The 26134-nt window shown below is 70.4% G+C and carries 17 protein-coding genes; 10 read left to right on the forward strand and 7 right to left on the reverse strand.

Annotation, left to right across the window (positions count from 1 at the left end; genetic code table 11):
* Nucleotides 1–97: 97 nt before the first annotated feature.
* Both N8I87_RS08210 and N8I87_RS08215 read right to left on the reverse strand, forming a co-directional pair.
* On the reverse strand, nt 98–1000 hold the full coding sequence (locus tag N8I87_RS08210; protein WP_263206883.1) for a tRNA (adenine-N1)-methyltransferase: 903 nt from the start codon (nt 998–1000) through the stop codon (nt 98–100).
* Between the two features lie 145 nt (nt 1001–1145).
* Nucleotides 1146–2663 (reverse strand): site-2 protease family protein, encoded by a 1518-nt coding sequence (locus tag N8I87_RS08215; RefSeq protein ID WP_263206885.1) that lies wholly within the window; start codon nt 2661–2663, stop codon nt 1146–1148.
* Between the two features lie 177 nt (nt 2664–2840).
* Here N8I87_RS08215 and N8I87_RS08220 point away from each other — a divergent pair, with 177 nt between their 5' ends.
* Together N8I87_RS08220 and N8I87_RS08225 are read left to right on the forward strand one after the other, a co-directional pair.
* The gene (locus N8I87_RS08220; protein ID WP_263206886.1) at nt 2841–3770 is read left to right on the forward strand and encodes a RecB family exonuclease; all 930 of its coding nucleotides are present in this window, start codon (nt 2841–2843) and stop codon (nt 3768–3770) included.
* A gap of 79 nt (nt 3771–3849) precedes the next feature.
* Nucleotides 3850–4521: a response regulator gene (locus N8I87_RS08225; protein ID WP_016434400.1), complete on the forward strand. Its 672-nt coding sequence runs from the start codon at nt 3850–3852 to the stop codon at nt 4519–4521.
* A 124-nt stretch (nt 4522–4645) separates the two neighbouring features.
* Here N8I87_RS08225 and N8I87_RS08230 read toward each other — a convergent pair whose 3' ends face one another.
* The 4 genes from N8I87_RS08230 to metH all read right to left on the reverse strand — a co-directional run bounded on the left by N8I87_RS08230 (nt 4646) and on the right by metH (nt 13483).
* Complete coding sequence (locus tag N8I87_RS08230; protein ID WP_263206889.1) at nt 4646–6226, reverse strand: ABC transporter substrate-binding protein; 1581 nt, start codon at nt 6224–6226, stop codon at nt 4646–4648.
* 120 nt (nt 6227–6346) lie between these two features.
* Nucleotides 6347–7951 (reverse strand): ABC transporter substrate-binding protein, encoded by a 1605-nt coding sequence (locus tag N8I87_RS08235; RefSeq protein ID WP_263206891.1) that lies wholly within the window; start codon nt 7949–7951, stop codon nt 6347–6349.
* Nucleotides 7952–8371: 420 nt separating this feature from the next.
* Nucleotides 8372–9073 (reverse strand): HAD family hydrolase, encoded by a 702-nt coding sequence (locus N8I87_RS08240; protein WP_263206893.1) that lies wholly within the window; start codon nt 9071–9073, stop codon nt 8372–8374.
* Nucleotides 9074–9967: 894 nt separating this feature from the next.
* Entirely contained in the window at nt 9968–13483 is a 3516-nt protein-coding gene (metH, locus tag N8I87_RS08245; RefSeq protein ID WP_263206895.1) for a methionine synthase, read from the reverse strand.
* 283 nt (nt 13484–13766) lie between these two features.
* On the opposite strand from metH, the gene N8I87_RS08250 reads away from it, so the two are divergent.
* The 8 genes from N8I87_RS08250 to N8I87_RS08285 all read left to right on the forward strand — a co-directional run bounded on the left by N8I87_RS08250 (nt 13767) and on the right by N8I87_RS08285 (nt 24176).
* On the forward strand, nt 13767–14531 hold the full coding sequence (locus tag N8I87_RS08250) for an IclR family transcriptional regulator (RefSeq protein ID WP_263206897.1): 765 nt from the start codon (nt 13767–13769) through the stop codon (nt 14529–14531).
* Between the two features lie 369 nt (nt 14532–14900).
* The gene (locus N8I87_RS08255; protein WP_263206898.1) at nt 14901–15695 is read left to right on the forward strand and encodes an MIP/aquaporin family protein; all 795 of its coding nucleotides are present in this window, start codon (nt 14901–14903) and stop codon (nt 15693–15695) included.
* Between the two features lie 89 nt (nt 15696–15784).
* A complete protein-coding gene (gene glpK, locus N8I87_RS08260) occupies nt 15785–17323 on the forward strand; it encodes a glycerol kinase GlpK (protein WP_263206899.1) in 1539 nt (512 codons plus the stop codon).
* Nucleotides 17324–17370: 47 nt separating this feature from the next.
* Nucleotides 17371–18987: a glycerol-3-phosphate dehydrogenase/oxidase gene (locus N8I87_RS08265; protein ID WP_263206901.1), complete on the forward strand. Its 1617-nt coding sequence runs from the start codon at nt 17371–17373 to the stop codon at nt 18985–18987.
* A 195-nt stretch (nt 18988–19182) separates the two neighbouring features.
* Nucleotides 19183–19854 (forward strand): FadR/GntR family transcriptional regulator, encoded by a 672-nt coding sequence (locus N8I87_RS08270; RefSeq protein ID WP_263206903.1) that lies wholly within the window; start codon nt 19183–19185, stop codon nt 19852–19854.
* Nucleotides 19855–20043: 189 nt separating this feature from the next.
* Entirely contained in the window at nt 20044–21027 is a 984-nt protein-coding gene (locus N8I87_RS08275; protein WP_263206904.1) for a PAC2 family protein, read from the forward strand.
* An 895-nt stretch (nt 21028–21922) separates the two neighbouring features.
* Entirely contained in the window at nt 21923–23635 is a 1713-nt protein-coding gene (locus N8I87_RS08280; RefSeq protein WP_263206906.1) for a S8 family peptidase, read from the forward strand.
* A 61-nt stretch (nt 23636–23696) separates the two neighbouring features.
* A complete protein-coding gene (locus N8I87_RS08285; protein WP_263206908.1) occupies nt 23697–24176 on the forward strand; it encodes a hypothetical protein in 480 nt (159 codons plus the stop codon).
* 77 nt (nt 24177–24253) lie between these two features.
* On the opposite strand, the gene mshC is transcribed toward N8I87_RS08285, so the two are convergent.
* Nucleotides 24254–25483, reverse strand: a complete 1230-nt coding sequence (gene mshC, locus N8I87_RS08290) for a cysteine--1-D-myo-inosityl 2-amino-2-deoxy-alpha-D-glucopyranoside ligase (protein ID WP_263206910.1) — start codon at nt 25481–25483, stop codon at nt 24254–24256.
* Nucleotides 25484–26134: the final 651 nt, after the last annotated feature.

Raw genomic sequence — 26134 nt, forward strand, 5'->3', positions numbered from 1 at the left:
CCGAGTTCCCGGAGGGTCCTGGGAACTCGGCCACGGCGCCCATGCGTTGCTGTGGTGAAAGGCGACGAAGGTGGTGGGAAGGCGACAAAGCGGCGCCTCAGCGACCGGCGCCTCCGTCGGCGTTGGGGCCGGCGTAGTCCTCGCCGTAGGCGCCCTTGGCGGGGCGGCGGCGGCGCATGGGCGGCTCGACGCCGTCGGCGAGGCGGCGGGCGGTGAGGAGGAAGCCGGTGTGGCCGATCATCCGGTGGTCGGGGCGGACGGCCAGGCCCTCGATGTGCCAGTTGCGGATCATCGTCTCCCAGGAGGTCGGCTCGTTGAAGCAGCCGATCTCGCGGATGGACTCGACGGTGCGGGCGAGCTGGGTGGTGGTGGCGACGTAGCAGCACAGGATGCCGCCGGGCACGAGTGCCTTGGAGACGGCTTCCAGGCACTCCCAGGGGGCGAGCATGTCGAGGATGACGCGGTCGATGTCGGTGTCGGACAGGTTGTCCTGGAGGTCGCCGACGGTGAGCTGCCAGGCCGGGTGCGGGCCGCCGAAGTAGCGCTCGACGTTCTGCCGGGCGATGTCGGCGAAGTCGTCGCGGCGCTCGTAGGAGTGCAGCATGCCCTGGTCGCCGATGGCCCGCAGCAGGAAACTGCTGAGCGAGCCGGAGCCGACGCCGGCCTCCACGACGCGGGCGCCGGGGAAGATGTCGGCGAAGGCGAGGATCTGCCCCGCGTCCTTCGGGTAGACGACGGCTGCCCCGCGGGGCATGGACAGGACGTAGTCGGGGAGCAGGGGGCGCAGCGCGAGGTAGGCGACGTTTCCGGTGGTGCGGACAACGCTGCCCTCGGGAGCGCCGATCAGCTCGTCGTGGGGGAAGGAGCCCTTGTGGGTGTGGAAGTTCTTCCCGGCTTCGAGCGTGAACGTGTAGTGGCGGCCCTTGGGGTCGGTCAGCTGTACCTGGTCCCCGACCTTGAAGGGCCCGCGCCTGCGGGCGGCACCGGTCGGTTCGGACATGTGAACAGCCTACCGGTTCCCTGCCGGGGGCTGGACCGACGGAGGGGGTTGAGGGCGGGCGGTGCGTGCTGACAGTGCGGGCCGTTGGGGGGCTGGTCGGGCAGCTCCGCGCGCTCCTGAGGGGGCGCCTGCCCTCAGGACGCTGTCAGGCGGGCCTTGCCATTGCCTTGACGAAGGCTCGTTCGACGTCCGCCGCGGACAGGACACCGTAGATCTCGCCGGTCTCCTCGACGACGAGGTACTCGGTGGCCGGGGTGGCGCGCAGGGCGTCGAGGAGTTCTTCACCGGAGAGTTCGGCGGAGACGCGCATGCCGTCGGTGAGTTCCTGGGCGAGACCGCCGACGGAGACCCAGGGGCGGCGGTGTTCGGGTACGCCGACGATGGCGGCCTCGCGGACCAGTGAGAGGGGGTGGCCGTCGGCGTCGACGACCACGAGGGCGCGGGCACCGGCGGCGTTGGCCCGGCGCAGGGCCTCCGAGAGCGGGGTGTCGGTCTGTACGGGGACGGCCCGGCGGGTGAGGGTGCGGGCGCGCAGTTCGGGGAGGTGTTCGCGCAGGCGGGCCATGCGGAGGCTGTTGCCGGCGCCGGTCCAGATGATCGCGGCGAGGATGGCGGCGAGCAGGGCGTCGGTGACGGTGTCCATGCCGTTGATCTCCTCGTTGCCGGAGCCGAGGGCGCCGGACTGATTGAGGAGGGGCAGGCCGATCAGGACGGAGATGGCGAGGGCGCGGCCGACCCAGGCGGCGGCGACGGTGCCGCTCATGGGTTTGCCGGTGATCTTCCAGACGACGGCGCGGAGCATTCGGCCGCCGTCGAGGGGAAGGCCGGGCAGGAGGTTGAAGGCGGCGACGATGAGGTTGGAGATCATCAGGCCGGCCAGCAGGACGCCGGGGACGGTGCCGGGTCGCACGGGCTGCATGGCGAGATAGAACACTCCGGCGAGCACGAGGGAGAGCAGGGGGCCGACGAAGGCCAGCACGAATTCCCGTCCCGGTGTCTCGGCTTCCTTCTCGATCTCGGAGACGCCGCCGAAGAACTGGAGCTGGATGCGGCGGACGGGGAGTTTGAAGCGGATGGCGGCGACGGTGTGGGCGAGTTCGTGGACCAGGACGGAGGCGTAAAAGGCGACCGCGAAGAAGAGGGACACGAGGTAGCGGGCGGCGCCGAGGTCCGGCAGGACGCGGTCGAGTTGTCCGCCGAACACCCAGGTGATCAGGGCGGCGACCAGGAACCAGCTGGGTGCCACGTAGACGGGCACTCCGAAGGGGCGTCCCATGAGGAGGCCGCCACCGGGTTCCTTGGGCCGTACCGGCGGCTGTCCCTTGGCGATCCCGGCGTCGGCGTGGGACCGGTCGGGGTGCTTGTCGAAGCCGGGGGCGGGGTCGGGGTCGGGTTCCGGGTGGCTGCCGGGGGCCGGGGTGGCGCCGGTGTCCCCCTCGTCGCCCGGGGCCGGGGCCTTGTCCTCGGCTTGCGCGGGAGTGGTGGGCTCCGGCTTCGGCTCGGGGCGGGTGGGCTGGTCGGCGCTGTCCGCGGTGGGCGGTTGCGCGGCGTCGTCGGGCCGCGGCCCGGGGGGCTCGGTGGCCGGGGTCGTAGGAACTGTGGGGTGTTCGGTCGGCTTTTCGTTGCCGGGCCGCGGCTGCCCGCTCCCGCCGCTCACGTCCACGGTGTCCCCTCGTTCGAAGCGTCTTCCGCACCATCCGGGCGGAAGGGTCTGGGGTCGATGGTATGCGGCCGTCGTGACTCGTTCCGCCCCGGCACCCCCTGTGTTTGCCCGGCGGCGGTACGGGAGCGCGGGGCGCGGCTGGGTGACTGTCAGTGGCGGGCCGTATGGTCTGTGGTCATGGACAGCAGCAGCGAGGGCGCAGAGGCGGTTCCACCGGTGATGACCGAGCCGGTGACGGCGGAGGTCGAGGGTGCGGCGGCGGCCGCTGCCCGGCCCGTGGTCATAGCGCCTGCTTCGCTGTCGCCGTCGCGGGCCAGTGACTTCATGCAGTGTCCGTTGCTGTACCGGTTCCGGGTGATCGACCGGCTGCCGGAGAAGCCGAGCGAGGCGGCGACCAGGGGCACCCTGGTGCACGCGGTCCTGGAGCGGCTCTTCGACGCACCCGCCGCCGAGCGGACCGCGCCGCGGGCGAAGTCGCTGATCCCGGGGCAGTGGGACCGGCTGCGGGAGACGAAGCCGGAGGTGCTGGAGCTGTTCGCTCAGGATCCGGAGGGCGAGCGGCTCGCGCGTTGGATGGGCGAGGCCGAGCGGCTCGTGGAGCGGTGGTTCACGCTGGAGGATCCGACCCGGCTGGAGCCCGCCGAGCGCGAGCTGTTCGTGGAGGCCGAGCTGGAGTCGGGGCTGCGGCTGCGCGGGATCATCGACCGGGTCGATGTGGCGCCGACCGGTGAGGTGCGGATCGTCGACTACAAGACGGGCAAGGCGCCCCGCCCGGAGTACGCGGAGGGCGCGCTGTTCCAGATGAAGTTCTACGCCCTGGTCGTGTGGCGGTTGAAGAACGTGATTCCGCGGCGGCTGCAGCTCGTGTACCTCGGCAGCGGTGATGTGCTGACGTACGACCCAGTCCTCGCCGACCTGGAGCGGGTGGAGCGGAAGCTGCTCGCTTTGTGGGAGGCGATCCGGCAGGCCACCGAGACGGGCGACTGGCGGCCGCGCCCGACCAAGTTGTGCGGCTGGTGCGACCATCAGGCGCACTGTCCGGAGTTCGGTGGTACTCCCCCGCCGTATCCGCTGCCGGTCGCCGCGTCCGGGTCCGGGGAGGTGTGAGCCCACGGGCCGTGCCCCGCAGGCGGGCCGGGCGGTCCGCGCAGGGCAGAATGGGGCCGGACTAGCGAAGGAGACTCACGTGGCCATCCGCGTCCTACTGGTCGACGACCAGCCGCTGCTGCGTACGGGCTTCCGGATGATCCTGGAGGCCGAGCAGGACATCGCGGTCGTCGGCGAGGCCGGAGACGGCCTCCAGGCGCTCGACCAGGTGCGGGCTCTGCAGCCCGATGTGGTTCTGATGGACATCCGCATGCCGCGGATGGACGGTGTGGAGGCGACCCGGCAGATCACCGGGCCGGGCCGGGACGGGCCGGCGAAGGTGCTCGTGCTGACCACCTTCGACCTGGACGAGTATGTGGTGGAGGCGCTGCGGGCCGGGGCCAGCGGGTTCCTGCTGAAGGACGCGCCCGCCAATGAGCTGGTGCAGGCGATCCGGGTGGTGGCGGGCGGTGAGGCCATGCTCGCGCCGAGCATCACGCGGCGGCTGCTCGACAAGTACGCCACGCATCTGCCGTCGGGTGACGAGCCGGTGCCGGACACGCTGCATACACTCACCGACCGTGAGGTCGAGGTGCTGAAGCTGGTGGCGCGCGGGTTGTCGAACGCCGAGATCGCCGCGGACCTGTTCGTCAGCGAGACGACGGTCAAGACGCATGTCGGGCATGTGCTGACCAAGCTGGGGCTGCGGGACCGGGTGCAGGCGGCGGTGTACGCGTACGAGAGCGGGCTGGTGCGGCCCGGCGCGCAGTAGCGGTAGCTGCAGGAGAGCGGCGGGGCAGTCGTCGTAACGACGAGGGCGCTCCTTCCCCGGTGGATAGACCGTGGGAAGGGGCGCCCTTCGTGTGTGTGCCGATCGTGTGTGTGCCGAGGGGTCGTCAGCTCTTGCTGAGTTCCCAGAAGCGGAACACGGTCGAGGCGTCGAGGCAGTACTCCAGCCCGTAGACGCCGTCGCGGGTGACGGCGTACTGCTTGGCCTGCCAGACGGGGAGCACCGGGAGCTCGTCGGCGACGATGTTCTGGAGGCGGCCGAAGTCCCCGTCGGTGGCCGCGCGGTCGCTCTGGGCGGCGGTGCTCGGGATGAGGGAGCCGGTGATGGTGGTGTTGCGGTAGTTGTTGCTCAGTACGTTGCCCTTGCCGAAGAAGGGGGCCGTGAAGTTGTCGGCGTCCGGGTAGTCGGGCACCCAGCCCTTCACGTACACGCCGTACTTGCCCTTGGCGATGTCCTTCTCGTACTGGTCGAAGGCGACGGACTTGACGTCGGCGTCGAACAGGCCGCTGTCGTTGAGCTGCCCGGCGATGGCCTTCAGTTCCTGGTCGGTGGCGGGGCCGTAGCGGGACGGGGTGGACCAGAGGGTGAGCTTCACCTTGCCGTTGATGCCGGCGGCGTGCAGGGCGGCGGCGGCCTTGGCCCGGGAGGGGCGGGCGCCGTAGGTGTCGAAGAAGGCCGTGTTGTGGCCCACGATGCCGGCCGGGATGATCGAGTAGAGCGGGGTGGCGGTGCCCCGGTAGACGTTCTTGATCAGGGCGTCGCGGTCGATCAGATGGGCGATGGCCTTGCGCACGCCGAGCTTTCCGGCGACCGGGTCGTGCATGTTGAAGACCAGGTGCTGGACCTCGGCGCTGCTGCCCTCGATGACCTCGACACCCTTGGTGTCGTCCTGCTTCTCGATGTCGGAGATGTCGCCCGCGGTCAGACCGCGGTAGGCGATGTCGACCTCGTCGTCGAGGAGCGCCTTCTTCAGGGCGCTCTGGTTGCCGTGGAAGAACTTGAGGGTGACGCCGGAGTTCTTGGTCTCGGCGGTGCCCTTGTAGTGGGGGTTGAGTGAGAAGACGGCCTCGTCGTCGCCGAAGGAGTCCAGCTTGTAGGGGCCGGAGCCGACGGCCTTGTAGTCCTTGCGGAGGCCGTTCGCGTCGTACTGCCGGTGGTCGACGATGGAGCCGGCGCCGGAGGCGATCTTGCTGGGGAAGGTGGCGTCGGGGACGTTGAGCCGGAAGACGACGGTCTTCTCGTCGGGGGTCTCGACGCTCTCCAGCATCGGGAACATGATCGCGGGACCGGCCGAGTCGTTGATCTTCAGCATGCGGTCGAAGGAGAACTTGACGTCCTTCGAGGTGAGCGGGTCACCGTTGCTGAATGTGAGGCCGTCCTGGAGTGTGCATCGGTAGACCTTGGCCTGGCTGTCGGTGAAGGTGCACTCCTTCGCCGCTTCCGGCTGGGGCTCCACCGCGCCCTTGGGGAAGCTCAGCAGGGACTGGAAGACGTTGTTGAACAACAGCCAGGACCCGGGGTCATACCCGGAGGCGGGGTCCGTGGCGAGGACGTCGTCGGACATCCCCATCACCACGGAGGAGCCGGCGCCTCCGGAATCACCGGTCTCCGAGCCGCAGCCGGTCAACAGGCCGGAGGCCAGCCCCGCCACGATGGGCAGGACCGGCCACTGGTTGCGCTTGTTCACGTGCATGAGCCTTGTCGTCGGATCTCGTCCCCGGAGCCACCGTCCCGGACCCGGAGCAAAACCCGATTACCTTATCGCCCGTCGACGGTATGCGTCCGACGGGCGGTAAGTGATGGATCGTCAGCTGTCCGATCCGCGGCTGAGCTCCCACAGCTGAAGCGTCGAGGACGAGTTGAGCGCGTAGGAGGCACCCGTGACGTCATTGCGCGCGGCGACGTACTGCTTGCCCTGCCACAGCGGCAGCACCGGGACGTCGTCGGCGACGATGTCCTGGATGTCCGTCAGGCTCTTGGAGGCGGTCAGCCGGTCGGCCTCGCGGCGGGACTCCGGGATCAGGGTGTTGCGGATCTTGTTGTTGGCGTACGGCGAACCGAGGAAGTTGTCCTTGTCGAGGAACGGCGCGAGGTAGTTGTCGGCGTCCGGGAAGTCGGGGAACCAGCCCATGCCCCAGACGTCGTACGCGCCCTTGCGCGAGGCGGACTGGAAGGTCGCCCAGGGGGTGCCCTGGATCCTGACGTTGAACAGGCCGCTGTCGTTGAGCTGCTTCTGCAGGACCTCGAACTCCTGCTTGGTGGCCGCACCGTAGTGGTCGGTGGTGTAGTGCAGGGTCAGCTTCACCGGGGTGGTGATGCCGGCCTGCGTCAGCAGCGCCTTCGCCTTGGTGACGCTGGGGTTGCCGTACTTGTTGAAGAACGAGTTGGAGTGGCCGGTCAGGGTGGCCGGGACCAGCGAGTACAGCGGCTCGGCCTGGCTGCCGTACACCTTGGAGACGAGCTCACCGCGGTCGACGACCTGGGCCATCGCCTCGCGGACGGCCTTGTTCTTCACGGTGGGGGCGTTGGTGTTGAACGCCAGGTAGCGGATCTCCAGGCCCTGCATGTCGACCAGCTCGACGTTCTCGTCGGTGCCGGCGTCGAGCTTCTTGATCTGCGACGGCGTCATGGTGCGGATCATGACGTCGATGTCACCCTTCTCGATGGCGGCGCCCATGGCGTCGGCATCCGCGAAGGAGCGCATCACGACCTTGTCGTTGCTCACCTGCAGGCTCCCCTTGTAATTGGGGTTCTTGGCGAAGGTGGCGGTGACGATCTCGTCGTTCTTGACGTCGGTCTGCAGGGTGTACGGGCCCGAGCCGTCGACGTCGAACCCGTCGCGCAGCTTGCCCTTGTCGTAGTCCGCCGGGTTGACGATGCCCGCGACCGGGGTGGACAGCTTGTAGGGGAACGTGGCGTCGGCGGTCTTGAGGTGGAAGATCACCTCGCGGTCGCCCTGCGTCTCGATGGTGTCGATGTCGGACATCAGGGCGAACACACCGCTGTCCGCCTTGATGCGCAGGGCGCGCTCGATGGAGTACTTGACGTCCTCGGCCGTGATGGCGTCGCCGTTGGCGAACTTCAGGCCGTCGCGGAGCTTGCAGGCGTAGCGTTCGTTGCCGCTGTCGGTGAAGCCGCAGCTCTCCGCGGCCTCGGGCACCGGGTCGCCCTCGCCCTTGGGCTGGATCATCAGGGTCTGCACGGTCTGGCGCAGGATGTTCCAGCTGCCGACGTCGTAGGCGTAGGCGGGGTCGAGCGGCGCCGGAGCGTCCTTGGTGGCGGTGAACCGATCGGTGGTGCCGACGACGATCGCGTCGCCGCTCTTGCTCCCGCTGTCGGATCCGCCGCACGCGGCGAGAACCGGCGTGAGCAGGCCGGCCACGGCCGGCAGCACCAAATGCTTACGGTTCATGCTCGAAGTTCTCCAGCTCTTCGGGTCCGTGTACCCGGCATGCAGGGGTGTCGCGGCGGATCACGGGGGTAACGGCGATGTTCTCGCGATGAGATTAGACCGCGCTTGCACAACGCTTCACAGCCGCCGGAGTTGAGTCCCCATCACGCAGTGGAACCGGGTGCGGACACACCGAAAACCCGACAGAGGCATGATTAGTGCAGCGTTCCACCAATCGGGACACAAAGGCACGGTGATCCCCCCCGAACGGGGGTGTCCTGCACACCGCGACATCGATGTCGACCCCCAGGGACGTGGCGAACGTCACAGCCTCAACCAGGTTAGGTGCTGGGCGAATTCGGCCAAACGACTCGGTTCGAAATACGCCCGGTCGGGGCCGGGGGTTTCTTGCCCAAAGGACGCTGCACGCTGGGTGAACGCCTAGCGCATTTGTGTCATCAGGCCGTGCAGAAATGCCAGGTCGACCTCTTCGAGAGAGGTCACCACGGTGCGGCGGGTGGCCGGGGCGATGGGGGCCACGGACGGCACCGCGACGACCTGGCAGCCGGCGGCCTCCGCCGCCGCGACGCCGGTCGCGGTGTCCTCGACGACGGCGCATCTGGCCGGATCGACACCCAGTCCGGAGGCGGCGAGGAGATACGGGTCCGGGTACGGCTTGGTGCGCGACACCTCGTCGCCGGCGATGGACAGGGCGAAGTGCTGGGGGCCGAGGGAGCCCAGCACGCGGTCGATGATGCGCCGGTGCGAGGCGGAGACCAGGGCCGTGGGGATCTCGTGCTCGTACAGCTCGGCGAGCAGCCTGGCGGCGCCCGGCATCAGGGGCAGGGCGGAGCCGATACGGTCCTCGAAGCCCTCGTTGAGCAGCACCGTGAGCTCGGCGAGGGTGATGTCGGCGCCGGTGGCCTCGATCAGGAAGCCCGCGCTGCGGGTCATGGGGCCGCCGACCACGACATGGCGCCAGGAGTCGTCGAGGGCGTGGCCGAGACGCGCGAAGATCTCGACCTCCACGTCCCACCAGAAGCCCTCGGTGTCCACCAGGGTTCCGTCCATGTCGAGGAGCACGGCCTGCAGGGCTGAGCCTTCCGCCGTACGGGTTCCGAGCGCAGGGACCGTGCTGGTCATCCGGGCGCACCTCCTTGGGGACGATCAGGCCGGTTCCCCAGCGGGGAACCGGCCTGCGGTGGATCGACCAGTGTACGACTCCCGCAGGTGAAACGCCTGGTTTATCGCTGGAGCACGGGGGAATCACCGGAAACACCCCCTGGGCGCCTGGGAGGCTTGAGGTATGCCCACGGGGTCCTTTTGGCGGGATACGCCAACCTGCCGAAGACGCGCCCCGGAAAGCCACCGCCCACGGGCACACGCCCGCCAGAGCCTCGCCCTCAACGCCCGGGGCACGCCCGCAGGCGCCCTCTCGACGGGACACACCGGCCCACCGGCAGAACCCGCCACCCACGGGCACACGCCCGCCAGAGCCTGGCCCTCAACGCCCGGGGCACGCCCGCAGGCGCCCTCTCGACGGGACACACCGGCCCGCCGGCAGGCACGCCCGGGAAGGCCACCGCCCACGGGCAGCACACCCAGGAGGGCCACCGCCCACGGGCACACGCCCGCCAGGGCATCGCCCTCAACGCCCGCGGCACGCCCACGGGCGCCCTCTCCGCGGAACACACGGCCCATCGGCAGCACCCCCGGCAGGCCCCCCACGGGCACACACGCCCAGCCAGGCACCGCCCAGGACACCTGAGGCCACACCCACGCGTGCCCCTCGGCGAGACACACCGGCCCGCCCGTAAGCACGCCCGGCAGAGCCACCGCCCGTGGGCACACGGCCGCCGGGGCACCGCCAGGCATCGCTCGCCGCTGGCGCCTCGCCATGGACCGGCGGGCGTCCGCCGGTGGGTGCTCCGAGGCGTTGACAACCGTCCGCGCCTGCCCGGCGACGTGACGCCACGGCCGGAGCCCGCGTCCTCGTCGCGCGCGGCCCGGACGTCCTCCGGTGAACCCCCGGAGGGCTCAGCGAGCGTTGAAGTACTTGGCCTCCGGGTGGTGGATCACGATCGCGTCCGTGGACTGTTCGGGGTGCAGCTGGAACTCCTCGGACAGGTGGACGCCGATGCGCTCCGGCTGGAGGAGGTCGGCGATCTTGGCGCGGTCCTCCAGGTCGGGGCAGGCGCCGTAGCCGAGGGAGAAGCGGGCGCCCCGGTACTTGAGGGCGAACATGTCCTCCATGCCGGCCGGGTCCTCCCCCGCGAAGCCCAGTTCGGAGCGGACGCGGGCGTGCCAGTACTCGGCGAGTGCCTCGGCCAACTGCACGGACAGGCCGTGCAGTTCGAGGTACTCGCGGTAGGAGTCCGACGCGAACAGCTTGGCGGTCTGCTCACCGATCCGGGAGCCGACGGTGACGACCTGCAGCCCGACCACGTCCGTCTCCCCCGACTCCTCCGGACGGAAGAAGTCGGCCAGGCAGAGGCGGCGGCCGCGGCGCTGGCGCGGGAACGTGAAGCGGGTGCGTTCGTTGCCCCGCTCGTCGAGGATGATGAGGTCGTCGTCCTTGGAGACGCAGGGGAAGTAGCCGTAGACCACGGCCGCCTCGAGCAGGTTCTCCGTCTGGAGCCGGTCCAGCAGGCCGCGCAGCCGGGGGCGGCCCTCGGTCTCGACGAGTTCCTCGTAGCTCGGTCCGTCCCCGGTGCGGGCCTGCTTCAGGCCCCACTGGCCCTTGAACAGCGCGCCCTCGTCCAGCCAGCTCGCGTACTCCTTGAGCTGGATGCCCTTGACGATCCGGGTGTTCCAGAACGGCGGGGTCGGCACGGGGTTGTCGGTGGCGACGTCCGAGCGGACGTGCCCCTCCTCCGGGCGGTCCTCGATCTCGACCGCGGCCGCGGCGCGCACCCGGCGCTGCTTGAGCTCCGGCAGCTTCGCCCCGGGCACACCGCGCTTGACTCCGATGAGGGCGTCCATGAGGCGCAGCCCCTCGAACGCGTCGCGGGCGTAGCGGACCTCGCCCTCGTACAGCTCGTACAGGTCCTGCTCGACGTAGGCGCGGGTCAGGGCCGCTCCGCCGAGGATGACGGGGTAGCCGGCGGCCAGGCCCCGCTGGTTGAGCTCCTCCAGGTTCTCCTTCATGATCACCGTGGACTTGACCAGGAGCCCGGACATGCCGATGACGTCGGCCCGGTGCTCGTCGGCCGCCTCCAGGATCGCGGAGACCGGCTGCTTGATGCCGAGGTTGACGACGTTGTAGCCGTTGTTGGACAGGATGATGTCGACGAGGTTCTTGCCGATGTCGTGCACGTCGCCGCGCACGGTGGCGAGCACGATGGTGCCCTTGCCCTCGGCGTCCGACTTCTCCATGTGCGGCTCGAGATGGGCGACGGCGGCCTTCATGACCTCGGCGGACTGGAGCACGAACGGCAGCTGCATCTGGCCGGAGCCGAACAGTTCGCCGACGACCTTCATGCCGTCCAGGAGGGTGTCGTTGACGATGTCCAGGGCCGGGCGGGTCTGAAGTGCCTGGTCCAGGTCGGCCTCCAGACCGTTGCGTTCGCCGTCGATGATGCGGCGCTTGAGACGCTCCTCCAGCGGCAGGGCGGCCAGTTCCTCGGCCTTGCCCGCCTTCAGCGACTTCGCGGTGGCGCCCTCGAACAGGGCCATCAGCTTCTGGAGGGGGTCGTAGTCCTCGGTGCGGCGGTCGTGGATCAGGTCGAGGGCCGTCTGCACCTGCTCCTCGTCGAAGCGGGCGATGGGCAGGATCTTGGAGGCGTGCACGATCGCCGAGTCGAGGCCCGCCTTCACGCATTCGTCGAGGAAGACGGAGTTGAGCAGGATGCGCGCGGCGGGGTTGAGGCCGAAGGAGATGTTGGACAGGCCGAGGGTGGTCTGGACGTCCGGGTGGCGGCGCTTGAGCTCGCGGATCGCCTCGATGGTGGCGATGCCGTCCTTGCGGGACTCCTCCTGACCGGTGCAGATGGTGAAGGTCAGGGTGTCGATGAGGATGTCCTCCTCACGGATGCCCCAGTTCCCGGTCAGGTCGTCGATGAGCCGTTCGGCGATCTCGACCTTCTTCTCGGGGGTGCGGGCCTGGCCCTCCTCGTCGATGGTGAGCGCGATCAGGGCGGCGCCGTGCTCCTGGGCGAGCCGGGTGACCTTGGCGAAGCGGGATTCGGGGCCGTCGCCGTCCTCGTAGTTGACGGAGTTGATGACCGCGCGTCCGCCGAGCTTCTCCAGGCCGGCCTCGATGACGTCGACCTCGGTGGAGTCGAGGACGATCGGCAGGGTGGAGGCGGTGGCGAAGCGGCCGGCCAGTTCCTGCATGTCGGCGACGCCGTCGCGGCCGACGTAGTCCACGCACAGGTCGAGCATGTGAGCGCCCTCGCGGATCTGCTCGCGGGCCATCTCGACGCAGTCGTCCCAGCGGGCGTCGAGCATGGCCTCGCGGAACTTCTTGGAGCCGTTGGCGTTGGTCCGCTCGCCGATCGCGAGGTAGGCGGTGTCCTGGCGGAACGGGACGGTCTGGTAGAGGGAGGCGGCGCCGGGCTCGGGCTGCGGCCGGCGCTCGACGGGCGTGGCCCCCTGGATCCGCTCCACGAGCCGGCGCAGGTGCTCGGGCGTGGTGCCGCAGCAGCCGCCGATGAGGTTCAGACCGTAGTCGCGTACGAAGGTCTCCTGGGCGTCGGCCAGGCCCTTCGGGTCGAGCGGGAAGTGGGCGCCGTCCTTGGTGAGGATCGGCAGGCCGGCGTTGGGCATGCACAGCAGCGGGGTGCGGGAGTGGCGGGCCAGATAGCGCAGGTGCTCGCTCATCTCGGCCGGGCCGGTCGAGCAGTTCAGGCCGATCATGTCGATGCCGAGAGGCTCGAGCGCGGTCAGCGCGGCGCCGATCTCCGAGCCGAGCAGCATGGTGCCGGTCGTCTCGAACGCCATCGAGACCAGCAGCGGCACGTCGGTGCCGGTCGCCTCCATCGCGCGCCGGGCGCCCAGGATCGAGGACTTCGTCTGGAGGAGGTCCTGGGTGGTCTCCACGATCAGGGCGTCCGCGCCGCCGGCGAGCAGGCCCTCGGCGTTGGCCTGGAATCCGTCGCGCAGGGTGCCGTAGCCGATGTGGCCGAGGGTCGGCAGCTTGGTGCCGGGTCCGATCGAGCCGAGCACCCAGCGCTGGCGGCCGTCGCGGGCGGCGAACGCGTCGGCGGTCTCCCGGGCGATCCGGGCGCCGGCCTCGGACAGCTCGTGGACGCGGTCGGCGATGTCGTACTCGGCCATGGCCGAGTGGTTGGCCCCGAAGGTGTTGGTCTCGACGCAGTCGACGCCCACGGAGAAGTACGCCTCGTGGACGGAGCGGACGATGTCGGGGCGGGTGAGGTTGAGAATCTCGTTGCAGCCCTCGAGATTCTCGAAGTCCTCGAGGGTGGGTTCCTGCGCCTGGAGCATGGTGCCCATGGCTCCGTCGGCGACCACCACACGGGTGGCGAGCGCTTCTCGGAGCGCGGACGCGCGGGTCCGGCTGTCGGCGGAAGGGGACGGTGGCAACGAGGCCATGAAGGGGCTCCCTGGGATGCGACGGCTGTCGGCTTTGCGGCTTCCCGGGCGGGCCGGGCAGGACGCACGGCGCCAGAGTAACCGCCTGTGGGCTTGGATGGGCAGGGCGTCCACGAGGCGGACGGGTGTGGCGGCCGAGCCACGTCCAGGCCACATGTGATGTAACAGGCGCCGACTGACCATTAGCGGGAGGTCGGCATGGACCGGTAGTGTTCGGCATTGTCGAACGACGGGAAAACGACACCGCGTGACGGCGGTCGACGGGGACGGAGGCAGTACGGCGATGGCACGGAACATCCAGTCGCTCGAACGGGCGGCCGCGATGCTGCGGCTGCTCGCGGGCGGCGAGCGACGGCTCGGCCTGTCGGACATCGCCTCGTCCCTTGGCCTCGCCAAGGGCACCGCCCACGGCATCCTGCGCACCCTGCAACAGGAGGGTTTCGTCGAACAGGACGACGCCTCCGGGCGGTATCAGCTGGGCGCCGAGCTGCTGCGGCTGGGCACGACCTATCTGGACATCCACGAGTTGCGGGCGCGCGCCCTGGTGTGGACGGACGACCTGGCCCGCTCCAGCGGGGAGAGCGTCTATCTGGGCGTGCTGCACCAGCAGGGCGTGCTGATCGTCCACCACGTGTTCCGGCCCGACGACAGCAGGCAGGTCCTGGAGATAGGGGCCATGCAGCCGCTGCACTCCACGGCCCTGGGCAAGGTGCTGTCGGCGTGCGACCCGGTCGCGCACAGCGAGGCGCTGGAGGCCGACCGCAAGCCCTTCACCGATCGCACAGTGTGCGAGCTGGAGGACTTCGAGCACATCCTGGACATCACGCGCGCGCGTGGTTACGCGGCCGACGTGGAGGAGACCTGGGAGGGCGTGGCGTCGGTGGCCGCGCCCGTGCACGACCGCCGGCGCATGCCCGTGGGCGCGGTCGGCATCACCGGTGCCGTGGAACGGCTGTGCCGGGACGGGGAGCTGCGCCCCGAGCTGATCGCGGCGGTACGGGACTGTGCCCGCGCGGTGTCGCGGGATCTGGGCGCCGGGCGGTTCTGAGCGCCGCACAACGAGAGAGCCGGAAGAGAAAGAGCCGGAAAACGACGGGACCGGAACGCTGAGCGGCGTTCCGGCCTTCGCCATACCCTGAAATGGACATAACGGACGAACGCCATCGTTCGGCGCTCGAAGATCGATAACTCGCCGCGATCAATAACGATCAGGTTTTCGATAACAGAACTCTTGACGCGCCTGTAACGCCGGAGCAAGACTCCCGTCCATCGGTCGGCATTGTCGAACACCTACCGGCAATACGCGCTAGAGTGTGACAACGCCAAGGACCGGTTTCGCTCTCACCCCCGAGGGCGCCAGAACCCCCGGAGGGACCCGGGGTTCGGCTTCCCTGGACGAAGGACAAAGGAGTCGCGGGTGTCCAGCTCCGACATCTTCATCGGCGAGACCATCGGTACCGCCATACTCATCCTGCTCGGCGGCGGCGTGTGTGCCGCTGTGACCCTGAAGGCCTCCAAGGCCCGTAACGCCGGTTGGCTCGCCATCACCTTCGGGTGGGGTTTCGCCGTCCTGACGGCGGTCTACACCTCGGCACCGCTCTCCGGTGCCCACCTCAACCCGGCCGTGACCCTCGCGCTCGCGATCAAGGACCACGACTACAGCAACCTGCCCACCTACTGGGGCGGTCAGGTGCTGGGCGCCATGATCGGCGCGACCCTGGTCTGGGTGGCCTACTACGGTCAGTTCCGCGCGCACCTCACCGACAAGGAGATCGTCGGTGGTCCGGGTGCGCAGGCCACGACGGCCAAGGCCGTCGAAGCCCAGGAGAAGGGCGCGGGCCCGGTCCTGGGTGTCTTCTCCACCGGTCCCGAGATCCGGCACGCGGTGCAGAACCTCGCGACGGAGATCATCGGAACGATCGTCCTCGTCCTCGCGGTCCTCACGCAGGGCCTCAACGACAAGGGCAACGGCCTGGGCACCCTGGGCGCCCTGATCACCGCCTTCGTGGTCGTCGGTATCGGTCTGTCCCTCGGCGGCCCGACCGGCTACGCGATCAACCCGGCCCGTGACCTCGGTCCGCGTATCGTGCACGCCCTTCTGCCCCTGCCCAACAAGGGCGGCTCCGACTGGGGCTACGCCTGGATCCCGGTGGTCGGTCCCCTGATCGGCGCCGCGATCGCTGCGGGCATCTACAACGTCGCATTTGCTTAAAGAGCACCGAGCTTCGTCTTCGAGCACCGAGCCTCACAGCACGCGTCGTACGTACAGCCCTCATAACCACGGAATCCCAGGAGCACACAGTGACCGACGCCCACACGGCCGGCCCCTTCATCGCGGCCATCGACCAGGGCACGACCTCCAGCCGCTGCATCGTCTTCGACCGGGACGGCCGCATCGTCTCCGTCGACCAGAAGGAGCACGAGCAGATCTTCCCGAAGCCGGGCTGGGTCGAGCACAACGCCAATGAGATCTGGACCAACGTCCAGGAAGTCGTCGCCGGAGCCATCCAGAAGGCCGGCATCACCCGTGACGACATCAAGGCCATCGGCATCACCAACCAGCGCGAGACCACCGTGCTGTGGGACAAGAACACCGGTGAGCCCGTCCACAACGCCCTCGTCTGGCAGGACACCCGCACCGACGGGCTCTGCCGGGAGCTGGGCCGCAACGTCGGCCAGGACCGCTTCCGCCGCGAGACCGGCCTCCCGCTGGCCTCGTACTTCTCCGGGCCCAAGGCCCGCTGGCTGCTCGACAACGTCGAGGGTCTGAAGGAGCGCGCCGAGGCGGGGGACATCCTCTTCGGCACCATGGACACCTGGGTCATCTGGAACCTGACCGGCGGTGTCAACGGCGGCCACCACGTCACCGACGTGACCAACGCCTCCCGCACCATGCTGATGAACCTGCACACCATGCAGTGGGACGAGAAGATCGCCGAGTCGATCGGCGTGCCGCTGCAGATCCTGCCCGAGATCCGCTCCTCCGCGGAGGTCTACGGCGAGGTCACCGGCGGCAAGCTGGGCGACCTGATCGGTGGCATCCCGGTCGCCTCGGCGCTCGGCGACCAGCAGGCGGCCCTGTTCGGCCAGACCTGCTTCTCCGAGGGCGAGACCAAGTCCACCTACGGCACCGGCACCTTCATGGTGATGAACACCGGTGACAAGATCATCAACTCCTACGCGGGCCTGCTGACCACGGTCGGCTACAAGATCGGCGACCAGCCGACCGTGTACGCGCTGGAGGGCTCGATCGCCGTCACCGGCTCGCTGGTGCAGTGGATGCGCGACCAGATGGGCCTGATCTCCACCGCTGCCGAGATCGAGACGCTCGCGCTCTCGGTCGAGGACAACGGCGGCGCCTACTTCGTACCGGCCTTCTCCGGCCTGTTCGCCCCGCACTGGCGCTCCGACGCCCGCGGTGTGATCGCCGGCCTGACCCGGTACGTCACCAAGGCGCACCTCGCCCGCGCGGTCCTGGAGGCCACCGCCTGGCAGACCCGCGAGATCGCCGACGCCATGGTCAAGGACTCCGGCGACGAGCTGGTGGCCCTCAAGGTCGACGGCGGTATGACGTCCAACAACCTGCTGATGCAGACCCTCTCCGACGTCCTGGACGCACCCGTGGTGCGCCCGATGGTCGCCGAGACGACCTGCCTCGGCGCCGCCTACGCCGCCGGCCTCGCCGTCGGCTTCTGGTCCAGCACCGACGAGCTGCGCGCCAACTGGCGCCGGGCCGCCGAATGGACCCCCAACATGGACGCGGAGACCCGCGACCGTGAGTACAAGAACTGGCTCAAGGCCGTCGAGCGGACCATGGGCTGGATCGAGGACGAGGACTGAGCGGCCCGGACCGCCCAGCCAACTCTGACTAGGAGTAAGAACCCGACATGACCAGTCAGTCCACCCTGCAGTCCGTGCCTGCCCTCGGGACGCACCCGGCCTCCGGCTCCCACCCGAGCCGCGCCGAAACCAGGGAGCAACTCTCCAAGGCGTCGTACGACCTTCTCGTGATCGGCGGCGGCATCCTGGGCATCTCCACCGCCTGGCACGCCGCGCAGTCCGGACTCAGGGTGGCTCTGGTCGACGCCGGCGACTTCGCCGGCGCCACCTCCTCCGCCTCCTCCAAGCTCCTCCACGGCGGTCTGCGCTACCTGCAGACCGGCGCGGTGAAGCTGGTGGCGGAGAACCACTTCGAGCGCCGTGCGGTCTCCCGCCAGGTGGCCCCCCACCTGGCGAACCCGCTCACCTTCTACCTCCCCGTGTACAAGGGCGGGCCGCACGGCGCCGCGAAGCTCGGAGCGGGCGTCTTCGCCTACTCCGCGCTCTCCGCCTTCGGTGACGGTGTCGGTCACCTGCTCAGCCCCGCGAAGGCCGCGCAGGACGTACCGGAGCTGCGCACCGAGAACCTCAAGGCCGTCGCCGTCTACGGCGACGACCAGATGAACGACTCGCGCATGGCGCTGATGACGGTCCGCGCGACCGTCGAGGCGGGCGGGGTCGTCCTGAACCACGCCGAGGTCACCGGCCTGCGCTTCACCCAGGGCCGGGTCACCGGCGCCGACCTCAGGGACCGGGTCTCCGGCGAGGAGTTCGGCGTCAACGCCCGCCTGGTACTGAACGCGACCGGCCCCTGGGTCGACCACCTGCGCCGTATGGAGGACCCGAATGCCGCGCCGTCCATCCGCCTCTCGAAGGGCGCGCATCTGGTCCTGAAGCGGACCTCGCCGTGGAAGGCCGCGCTCGCGACCCCCATCGACAAGTACCGCATCACCTTCGCGCTCCCCTGGGAGGACATGCTCCTGCTCGGCACGACCGACGAGGAGTTCGAGGGCGACCCGGCGGACGTCGCGGTCAACGAGAAGGACATAGCCCAGATACTCGACGAGGCCGCCTTCTCCGTCCGCGACCAGCAGCTCGACCGGTCCCTCATGACCTACGCCTTCGCGGGCCTGCGCGTGCTGCCGGGCGGCCCCGGCGACACCGCCAAGGCCAAGCGCGAGACCGTGGTGACCGAGGGCAAGGGCGGCATGCTGTCCGTCGCGGGCGGCAAGTGGACCACCTTCCGGCACATCGGCCGCACGGTGATGCAGAAGCTCGAAGCGCTGCCGGGTCACCCGCTGGGCGAGGACTTCGAGCCGATCTCCTCGCTGCCGAAGAAGCTGCCGCTGCCCGGTGTCGCCAACCCGCGTGCCGTCGCCCACCGCCTCCTGGTGGACAACCCGGCGCCCGGCCCGCGCATGGCCGCCGACACCGCCAAGCACCTGGCCACGCACTACGGTTCGCTGGCCTTCGACATCGCCCGCCTGGCCAACGAGAATCCGGAGCTGGGCGAGCGCGTCCACCCGGACGCGCCGGAGATCTGGGCGCAGGTCGTCTACGCCCGTGACAACGAGTGGGCCGAGACGCCGGACGACGTGCTGCGCCGCCGTACGACGCTGACGATCCGCGGCCTGGCCACGGACGAGGTCCGCGCCAAGGTCCAGGACCTGCTCGACAAGAAGTAGGCGCTCGGTGCCGGCCAACTCCCCCTGACCGGGTCGGCACCGTCGGACCGGCCCTCTCCGCACCGGGGCCGGGACACGAGAGGGGCGGCTCCACGCCGATGGAGCCGCCCCTCTCTCTTTGGCCGAGGGGGAGCCGTGCGGCGGCCCCATAATGTGGCTGAGACATCGGATGTCTGAGCGACTGGGAGGCCCGCCATGGCAGTCACCGATGAGGCGATCGAGAAGATCAAGGACATGATCGTCTCCGGTGCGCTGCGCCCCGGCGACCGGCTGCCCAAGGAGAGTGAACTCGCCGCCGGGCTCGGGCTGTCGCGCAACTCCCTGCGGGAGGCCGTACGTGCCCTGTCGCTGATCCGGATCCTGGACGTGCGGCAGGGCGACGGCACGTATGTCACCAGCCTGGACCCGCAGTTGCTGCTGGAGGCGATGAGCTTCGTCGTCGACTTCCACCGCGACGACACGGTGCTGGAGTTCCTCGCCGTGCGCCGCATCCTGGAGCCGGCCGCGACCGCGATGGCGGCCTCCCGAATCAGTGAGCGGCAACTGGACGCGCTCTCCGCCCAGTTGGACGCCCTCGGAGCGGCGCCCTCGGTGGAGGAGCTGGTCGCCTGCGACCTGGAGTTCCACCGGGGGATCGTGCAGAGCGCCGGCAACTCGGTGCTGTGCTCGCTGCTCGACGGTCTGTCCGGGCCCACCACCCGGGCCCGGGTCTGGCGCGGGCTGACCCAGGAGGACGCGGTCGGGCGCACGCTGCGTGAGCACCGGGCGATCCTGGCCGCGCTGTGCGACCGGGACGCGGAGGCGGCGCGTTCCTGGGCGACCGTGCACATCGCGAGCGTCGAGCAGTGGCTGCGCAGCTCTCTGTGAACGTCCTGTGCGGAACGGGCGTGAATCCCCTGTGGAAAACCGGTGGGGCCACCGTTCGCCGCGGGGTGTTCGAGGGTGGCGAACGGGGCAGTGATCCGTTCACTCCCCCGTGCAAGGGGGCTGCGGGCGCCCCCGCCGGACGCCGTAAGGTTGGGACGTACGCGAGGGCACGTCGGAAGGAGGCGCTGGGTGATCGAGCTGGAGGGAGTTCCCGAGCTGATCGACCCAGTCATGGTGGCCGCGTTCGAGGGCTGGAACGATGCCGGCGACGCCGCCTCCACCGCGGTCGCGCATCTGGAGCGCGAGTGGAAGGGCGAGGTGTTCGCCGCGCTGGACGCCGAGGACTACTACGACTTCCAGGTGAACCGTCCCACGGTGTGGATGGATGCGGGCGTCCGCAAGATCACCTGGCCGACGACAAGGTTGTCGGTGGTCCGGGTCGGCGGCGAGAAGCCGCGCGACCTGGTGCTGGTCCGCGGCATCGAACCGTCCATGCGCTGGCGCTCGTTCTGCAACGAACTGCTCGGCTTCGCGCACGAGCTGGGTGTGGAGCTGGTGGTCGTCCTGGGCGCCCTGCTCGGTGACACCCCGCACACCCGTCCGGTCCCGGTCAGCGGGGTCACGTCCGACCCGGATCTGGCCCAGCGCATGGACCTGGAGGAGACCAAGTACGAGGGCCCCACGGGCATCGTCGGCGTCCTCCAGGAGGCGTGCACGCACGCGGGTGTCCCGGCGGTGTCGCTGTGGGCGGCCGTCCCGCACTATGTGTCGCAGCCGCCCAACCCGAAGGCGACGATGGCCCTGCTCAACCGGCTGGAGGACCTGCTCGACCTGCGTATTCCGCTGGGCGAGCTGCCCGAGGACGCGCGGGCCTGGCAGGTGGGCGTGGACCAGCTGGCCGCCGAGGACAGCGAGGTCGCCGAGTACGTCCAGACGCTGGAGGAGGCCCGCGACACCGCCGAGCTGCCGGAGGCGTCGGGCGAGGCGATCGCCCGCGAATTCGAGCGCTATCTGCGGCGCAGGGACGTCAGCCCGCCGGGCGGCCACGCCACGGCGGACGGCACCGACAGCACGTCGTACCTGCGGGACAACCCGGGAGGCCGCACCCGTCCCCCGAAGCCCCCGAAGCCCGACACCTCCGGGAACGAGGACGAGGACACCTCGGAGGACTGAGCAGGGGCGGTACGGCACGCCATGCGCCGGCGCCGCGAACCGCGGGTCGGGCCTGTGGGCGGCGTGGAGCGAGCGTCCGGCGAGAACCAGGCGTCACCGTTGACGAGCCGCGCCGCGTCCCCCAGGTCGACGATCTTGACGATCCCGGTCCGCGGGTTACCCGGTACAGGCCACCAAGCCCGGCGGCCGAGACCGCCAGCGGTGGCGAGCCGGCCGGGGTGCGGGCGATGCCGTTGGTGTCGATGGCACCGGCGGTCCTCCGGCCCCGGTCACCGCCGAGCAGCCGGCGTACGACGCCCTCGGCACCGGGCAGCGCACCGCCCCGGCCCAGCGACATGTCTCGCCACCGCGTGCGTCCGCCACGCGGGCACCGAAGCCCTGTCCGACGGTGAACAGCCGTCCGCGGCCGCCGGGTTGCCGCCGACGACGGGCATGCCGGGCGCGGTGGAGACGGCCCTGCCCTCGCCCGTGCGAGGTCCGCGGGTTCACCCGGTACAGGCCGCCGAGCCCGTACGACGTCCTCCTCACCGGGCAGCGCACCGCCCCGGCCCAGCGACATGTCTCACTGCCACGCGCGTGCGTGCACGCGGGCACCGAAGCCCTGCGCCGGACGTCGGAGAGGCGGATGGTGCCGGGCCAGGCGGCCGCGTCGGCGCGTGATCCGACCGCTGCGTCACACGGGCTCCAGGTGCCACCGCATCCACAGAGGTTCGACGACGCCTCTGCGGCATCCGGCCCGATGGCGGCGTCAAATCTGTTTCCGGACGGATTGCACCGGTTACCCAATTCAACTTCTTTCCAAACCGAGTTGCCGAAACCCGTCTGGACGACTCGGCTCGGGAGTGCTTGGTTGTCTCTCCGTGGCGGCTCGCACGGACCGAAGGGAGCGGTACCGATGACCGATCAGACAGTGCCGGCGCAGGGCCCGGGGACCTCCGGGCCGGGGCCCGACGGAGCGGGGTTCACCTATCGGGGAGCCGAGCAGGAACTGATCGTCGTCGCGCGTCCCGAGGCCAGGCTGCGTGCCGGGGCCGACGGGATCCGCTCGGCGGCGGGGGCCGACCTGTCGGCCCTGGCCATGTTCCTCGGCGACGAACAGCTGGCCCTGGAGCCGCTGTTCGGCAGTGAGGAGCGGGTACGGCAGTCCGGCGGTGAGGGCGTGCCCGACCTCACGCTGTTCTACCGGGTGCGCGGCGGCCAGAGCCGAGCGCAGGAGTTGCGGGCCCGGATGGCCGCGCTGCCGGGTGTCGACACGGCGTACGTCAAGCCGGGCGCCGTACCGGCCACCGTCTCGGACGACGACCGTCGGCTGAAGGAAGGCGCCCCGGTCACCCCTGACTTCAGCGGCCGTCAGGGGTATCTGCGGCCTGCGCCGGAGGGGGTCGACGCGCACTGGGCCTGGCAGCGGCCCGGTGGCGCCGGCCAGGGCGTGACGGTGATCGATGTCGAGGGAGCATGGCAGCTGGGGCACGAGGACCTGGCCGCCAAGCTGGCCGGAGTGGTCGTCGGCACCCCGCTGACCGACCCGGCCTGGCGCAACCACGGCACCGCCGTGCTCGGGGTGCTCGGCGGCGACCGCACCGAATACGGCGTCACCGGGATCGTGCCGGACGCGGTGACCGCGGCCGCGTCGTTCCAGGGCGACGGCACGGCCGCGGCGATCCACGCGGCCGCCGACCGGCTCGGCCCCGGTGACCTCCTGCTGGTCGAACTGCACCGCCCGGGACCGCGGTTCGAGTACGCCGACCGCGACGACCAGCGCGGCTACATCCCGCTGGAGTGGTGGCCGGACGACTACGCGGCCGTACAGTACGCCACCTCCCGGGGCGTCGTGGTCGTGGCGGCCGCCGGGAACGGCGGTGAGTCCCTCGACGACGCGGTGTACGAGCGGCGTCCCGACGGCTTCCCGTCCTGGTGGCGCAACCCCTTCAACTCGGCCAACCCGTCCTCCGGCGCCGTTCTGGTCGGCGCGGGTGCCCCGCCTCCCGGCACCCACGGTCGCGACCACGGGCCGGACCGCTCGCGGCTGGCCTTCTCCAACTACGGCGCCCGGGTGGACGCCCAGGGCTGGGGGCACGAGGTCACGACCACCGGTGGCTTCTGGGACCGGCCCGGCGACCTCCAGGGCGGGCCCGAGGAGATCGCCTGGTACACGGACACGTTCTCCGGGACCTCCTCGGCCACCCCGGTGGTGGCGGGCGCGCTGGCCGCGCTGCAGGGCATGCTCAGGGCGGCCGCCCAGCCCCCGATGTCCCCGGAGCGCGCCCGCGAGGTGCTGCGGGCCACCGGTTCCCCGCAGCAGGACGCGCCGGGCCGCCCCGCCTCCCAGCGGATCGGTGCCCGGCCCGACATCCGTACGGCGGTCACGCATCTGCTGCCGCAGGCGGTCGGCTCCGGCCTGGCGGAGCGGTACTGGGACGAGCTGCTGCCGTACCCCCGTGAACTCCCGCCCAGGCTCCGGCTGTTCGTGGCCGGCTCCTGGCGGAACCTGAATCGTCCGTCCCCCGAGATCCGCCAGGCGGTGCACACCGCCTTCGCGGGGGGACGGCCCGATGTCCGCGTGTGGTTCGCGGACGACGAGATCGTCGGCCTGGTCGTGACGGGCTGACGTCCATCACCGAGCAAGAGTCCATCACGAGCACATGTCCATCAAGGGAAGGTGACACCTCATGAGCACCACCCCGCAGATGAGCCCCATGGGACAGCAGTTCCCGACCACCTCGCCCCAGCAGCAGCCGTACGGCATGGGCACGTACGGGCTGGGCAGTTCGCTGGAGCAGCTCCAGCAGCTCGGGCAGCAGCAGCCGTACCAGCAGCTGATGCAGCAGCTCGGGCAGCCGCAGGTGCCCGGCGAGCAGCAGATGCAGCAGCAACTCCAGCAGGTGACGCAGGCCGCGATCCAGCAGGTCTCGGCGCAGGTGCTGCAGGCCGGCATCGCCAACGGCTTCATCGACATCGTGCAGCCGCTGCCCGGTCAGCCGCAGCAGATCTTCCTCCGCTTCCAGGACGGCTTCCGGGTCCTCAACAATCCGACCCAGCAGGCACACCGGGAGATCCAGGAGGCGTTCGCCCGCGGTCACCAGGTGATCGGCGTCTGGGACAGCACCTCACCGGCGATCCTGCGCAGTGTGCGGGTGCAGAAGCTCTGATCCGTGCGCGGCCGGCGCTGACCCACGCATAGACGAAGGGGCGCTTCCTCGGTGGAGGAAGCGCCCCTTCCGGCTGGTCAGAGCACCACGCCCAGCAGGGCGTCCACGGCACGCGACACGACGCCGGGGGCACCGGGGTCCGTGCCGCCGCGCTCTTCCTGGAGCGCCACCCACCGGTCCACGGCGGCCAGCGCGGCCGGGGCGTCCAGGTCGTTCGCGAGGGCCTCGCGGATCTCCTCGACGAGGGCGTCGGCGGGCGGGCCGTCGGGCCGGGCGACGGCGGCGCGCCAGCGGCCGTGCCGGGCCACCGCGTCGGCCAGGACCTGGTCGGTCCACTCCCAGTCGGCCCGGTAGTGGTGGGCGAGGAGGGCGAGCCGGATGGCGGCGGGGGCGACGCCGTCGCGGCGCAGCCGCGAGACGAAGACGAGGTTGCCCTTGGACTTGGACATCTTCTCGCCGTGCAGGGCGACCATGCCGGCGTGGACGTACGCCTTGGCCATGGGGAACTCGCCGGTCAGCACCTGGGCGTGCGAGGCACCCATCTCGTGGTGCGGGAAGGCCAGGTCGGAGCCGCCGCCCTGGACGTCGAAGCCCATGCCGAGGTGGTCCAGGGCGATGGCGACGCACTCGATGTGCCAGCCGGGGCGGCCCGGGCCGAGCGTGCCGCCGTCCCAGCTGGGCTCGCCCTCGCGGACGGCCATCCACAGGATCGGGTCGAGCGGGTTCTTCTTGCCCGGACGGTCCGGGTCGCCACCGCGCTCGGCGGACAGCAGCCGCATGGCCGCGGCGTCGAGGTTCGAGACCTCGCCGAAGTGCGGGTCGGACTCGACGGAGAAGTAGATGTCGCCCTCGAGATCGTAGGCGGCGCCGAGGTCGCGCAGCCGCTCCACGAGCGGCACGATGCCGGGTATCGCCTCGACGGCGCCTATGTAGTGCCGCGGCGGGAGCATCCGCAGAGCGGCCATGTCCTCGCGGAACAGGGCCGTCTCCTTCTCGGCGAGGGCGACCCAGTCGAGGCCGTCCCGCTCCGCGCGCTCCAGCAGCGGATCGTCGACGTCCGTCACGTTCTGGACGTAGTGAACCTGCCGCTTGGTGTCGAGCCACACGCGCTGAACCAGGTCGAACGCGTTGTAGGTCGCCGCGTGACCCATGTGGGTCGCGTCGTACGGGGTGATGCCGCAGACGTAGATACGGGCGACAGGACCGGGGTCGAGGGTGACGAGGCCGCCGGTCGCGGTGTCGTGGATCCTCAGGTCGCGGCCCTGACCAGACAGGGCGGGGACCTCGGAAGCGGGCCAGGCATGCATGTACATGAGCCTAACCGGCCAGAAGTTCGGTATACGAACCGGACCGGCCGGACGGCCGGAAAGGCGATCTTGCAATCCACCGCCTGGTGTGCCGTACCGGTCGCCCGGTGCGCCTCCCGGTGCTATCGGTGCCATCCCGGTACTGCCAGTGCACCTTCCCGGTCCGGCCGGTGCGCCTTCCCGGCCACCCGGTACACCTTCCTGGCCCGGCCGGTGTGCGCTCCCGGTACTGCCGCTGCGCCCTCCCGGTCCGGCCGGTGCGCCTTCCCGGTCCGGCCGGTGCCCCATCCCAGTCGCCCGGTACGCCTTCCCGGCCCGGCCGGTGCGCCATCGCAGTCGCCGGATGCGCCCTCCCAGTCCGGCCCCTGCGCCCTCCCGGTCGTCCGATACGCCATCCCAGTCGCCCTATGCGCCTTCCCGGTCCGGCCGGGCCGCCCGTCCCGGCCGGACGGCACACCTTCCCGGCCCGGCCGGTGCGCCATCGCAGTCGCCGGATGCGCCCTCCCAGTCCGGCCGCTGCGCCCTCCCGGTCGTCCGATACGCCATCCCAGTCGCCCTATGCGCCTTCCCGGTCCGGCCGGGCCGCCCGTCCCGGCCGGACGGCACACCTTCCTGGCCCAGCCGGTGTGCCTTCCCGGTCCGGCTGGTGAA

Origin of the sequence: Streptomyces sp. HUAS 15-9 (assembly GCF_025642155.1) — a bacterium.
Lineage (GTDB): Bacteria > Actinomycetota > Actinomycetes > Streptomycetales > Streptomycetaceae > Streptomyces.

What these genes read in the sequence shown, in the direction of transcription:
- N8I87_RS08210 (WP_263206883.1), bottom strand. Translation starts at nt 1,000, where the DNA reads ATGTCCGAACCGACCGGTGCCGCCCGCAGGCGCGGGCCCTTCAAGGTC.
- N8I87_RS08220 (WP_263206886.1), top strand. Translation starts at nt 2,841, where the DNA reads ATGGACAGCAGCAGCGAGGGCGCAGAGGCGGTTCCACCGGTGATGACC.
- N8I87_RS08235 (WP_263206891.1), bottom strand. Translation starts at nt 7,951, where the DNA reads ATGAACCGTAAGCATTTGGTGCTGCCGGCCGTGGCCGGCCTGCTCACG.
- N8I87_RS08240 (WP_263206893.1), bottom strand. Translation starts at nt 9,073, where the DNA reads ATGACCAGCACGGTCCCTGCGCTCGGAACCCGTACGGCGGAAGGCTCA.
- metH (WP_263206895.1), bottom strand. Translation starts at nt 13,483, where the DNA reads ATGGCCTCGTTGCCACCGTCCCCTTCCGCCGACAGCCGGACCCGCGCG.
- N8I87_RS08250 (WP_263206897.1), top strand. Translation starts at nt 13,767, where the DNA reads ATGGCACGGAACATCCAGTCGCTCGAACGGGCGGCCGCGATGCTGCGG.
- N8I87_RS08265 (WP_263206901.1), top strand. Translation starts at nt 17,371, where the DNA reads ATGACCAGTCAGTCCACCCTGCAGTCCGTGCCTGCCCTCGGGACGCAC.
- N8I87_RS08270 (WP_263206903.1), top strand. Translation starts at nt 19,183, where the DNA reads ATGGCAGTCACCGATGAGGCGATCGAGAAGATCAAGGACATGATCGTC.
- N8I87_RS08280 (WP_263206906.1), top strand. Translation starts at nt 21,923, where the DNA reads ATGACCGATCAGACAGTGCCGGCGCAGGGCCCGGGGACCTCCGGGCCG.
- N8I87_RS08285 (WP_263206908.1), top strand. Translation starts at nt 23,697, where the DNA reads ATGAGCACCACCCCGCAGATGAGCCCCATGGGACAGCAGTTCCCGACC.
- mshC (WP_263206910.1), bottom strand. Translation starts at nt 25,483, where the DNA reads ATGCATGCCTGGCCCGCTTCCGAGGTCCCCGCCCTGTCTGGTCAGGGC.